Below are 2,703 nucleotides of genomic sequence, written 5' to 3'. Positions count from 1 at the left end.
GTTCGGCGGCCATGCCGGCCGCGCGCTGCGCAAGGGCGACGTGCTGCATCTGCACGCGGACGCCGGGCGCGGCGACGCCGGTGCGATGCTGGCCGCGGCCGAGATTCCCGCGCTGACGCATGCATGGACGCTCGGCGTGCTCGACGGTCCGCATGGCGCACCGGATTTCTTCACGCCGGACGACATCGCGATGCTCTACGGCACACAGTGGACCGTCCATTACAACTCCAGCCGCACCGGCGTGCGGCTGATCGGCCCGAAGCCGCAATGGGCGCGTGCGGACGGTGGCGAGGCGGGCCTGCATCCATCGAACATCCACGACAACGCGTATGCGATCGGCGCCGTCGATTTCACCGGCGACATGCCGGTGATTCTCGGCCCGGACGGGCCGAGCCTCGGCGGCTTCGTGTGCCCGGTGACGGTCGTGCGCGACGAGTTGTGGAAGCTCGGGCAGTTGCGGCCGGGCGATACCGTGCAGTTCGTGCGCGCGGGCGTGTCGGCCGGGGTATCGACTGCTGCGGTCGTGGATGCGACGCGTGACGTTGCCGCTGCCGCATCCGGCGCATCCGCCTCCTTCGACGATTGCGTGCTGCATCGCGACCCGTCGGCCGGCGGCGGCATCGGCGTCGTCTACCGGCGCTCGGGCGACCGCAACGTGCTGGTCGAATACGGGCCGCTCGTGCTTGACCTGAACCTGCGCTTTCGCGTGCACGCCCTGATGGGCTGGCTCGACGCGCACCGGTTGCCCGGCATGCTCGACCTGACGCCTGGCATCCGCTCGCTCCAGGTGCAGTTCGACGCGCGGACGCTGCCGCTCGACGCGCTGCTCGCGCATCTGCAGGCCGCCGAGCGCGAACTGGCCGACGTGGCGGACCTGCGTGTGCCGAACCGCATCGTGCATCTGCCGCTGTCGTGGGACGACCCGTCGACGCGCGTCGCGATCGAGCGCTACATGCAGTCGGTGCGGCCCGATGCGCCGTGGTGCCCGAGCAATATCGAGTTCATCCGGCGCATCAACGGCCTGGCGAGCATCGACGACGTGAAGCGCATCGTGTTCGACGCGCGCTATCTGGTGATGGGCCTCGGCGACGTCTACCTCGGCGCGCCCGTCGCGACGCCGCTCGATCCGCGGCACCGGCTCGTGACGACGAAATACAACCCCGCGCGCACCTGGACGCCGGAGAACGCGGTCGGCATCGGCGGCGCGTACCTGTGCGTGTACGGGATGGAAGGGCCGGGCGGCTATCAGTTCGTCGGCCGTACCGTGCAGATGTGGAACCGCCACCGCACCACGCGTGAATTCGAGGCCGGCAAGCCGTGGCTGCTGCGCTTCTTCGACGAGATCCGCTTCTATGAAGTCAGCGAGGCCGAACTGACTGCGTTGCGTGCGGATTTCATCGCGGGTCGCGCGACGCTGAAGATCGAGGAATCGGTGTTCGATCTGCGCGCCTACAACCGCTTCCTGCACGACGAGGCGGAGTCGATCGCCGCGTTCAAGGCGACGCAGCAGGCCGCGTTCGACGCGGAGCGCGAGCGCTGGCGCGCGGCGGGCCACGCGGAATACGTCGGCGACGCGGAGCCGGGCGACGCGCAAGCGGACCGGGTAGCGGGCGCGCTCGACGACACGCAGCGGGCGATTGCCGCCGACGTGTCGGGCAGCGTATGGAAGGTGCTGGTGGACGCCGGCGAGCGCGTGACCGAAGGGCAGGTCGTCGCGATCGTCGAATCGATGAAGATGGAGGTGGCGGTGACGGCAACGGAAGACGGCACGATCGAGACGATCGATTGCGCGCCAGGCGCGGCGGTGGTGGCCGGCCAGCGGCTGATGGTGATGAAGGCGGGCGCCGCCGAGGAGGTCGCATGAGCACGACGGACCGCCCGGTTCTGCCCGGGCTGCGCTCGATTGCCGCGCTGCGTGCCCGCTATGCGGCGGGCGACCTGACGCCGCATGCGCTCGTCGACGCGATCGCCGCGCATTTCGACGCGGGCGACCCGCACCATGCGTGGATCAGGCCGCTGACGCGCGACGAGATGATGTCGTATGCCGACGCGCTGGCCGGACGCGACATCGCGTCGTTGCCGCTGTACGGCGTGCCGTTCGCGATCAAGGACAACATCGACCTCGCCGGCATCCCGACGACGGCAGGCTGCCCCGCCTACGCATACACGCCGGCACGCAGCGCGCCGGTGATCGAGCGGTTGATCGCGGCCGGCGCGATTCCCGTCGGCAAGACCAATCTCGACCAGTTCGCGACCGGGCTCTCGGGGCAGCGCTCGCCTTACGGTGCGTGCCGCAATGCGCTCGACTCGCGCTATGCGTCGGGTGGCTCGAGTTCCGGGTCGGCGGTGGCCGTCGCGCTCGGCGTCGCGACGTTCTCGCTCGGCACCGATACGGCCGGCTCCGGGCGCGTGCCGGCCGCATTCCACGGGCTCGTCGGGCTCAAGCCGACACGCGGCGTGCTCAGCACGCTCGGCGTGGTGCCGGCCTGCCGGTCGCTCGATTGCGTGTCGGTGTTCGCGCGTTCGGCGGACGACGCGCGCACCGTGTTCGCCGCCGCGCACGGCGTGATGGACGGCGATCCGTACGGGCGGGCCTGGCAGCCGCTGTTGGGTGCGGACGGATTGCGTGTGCAGCCGGCACGCCCGCTCGCGCAATTGCGCTTCGGCACGCCGCGTGCCGATCAGCTCGAATTCTTCGGCGAC

2 protein-coding genes are annotated in these 2,703 nt (G+C 70.4%); both read left to right on the top strand.

From position 1 onward, the window contains the following. Nucleotides 1-1,864, top strand: a 1,864-nt coding sequence (locus JMF90_RS32495) for a carboxyltransferase domain-containing protein (RefSeq protein WP_201325966.1), incomplete at its 5' end; no start/stop codon positions are given. After that, nucleotides 1,861-2,703: amidase family protein (locus JMF90_RS32490; RefSeq protein WP_268906080.1), on the top strand; the 843-nt coding region annotated here is incomplete at its 3' end. The genes JMF90_RS32495 and JMF90_RS32490, both read left to right, overlap by 4 nt.

This window comes from Burkholderia sp. E168m23 (genome assembly GCF_016586125.1).
GTDB classification, from domain to species: Bacteria; Pseudomonadota; Gammaproteobacteria; order Burkholderiales; family Burkholderiaceae; genus Burkholderia; species Burkholderia orbicola.
Note: the sequence above shows the minus strand (reverse complement) of the source record. Positions and strands in the feature narration are given on the sequence as shown.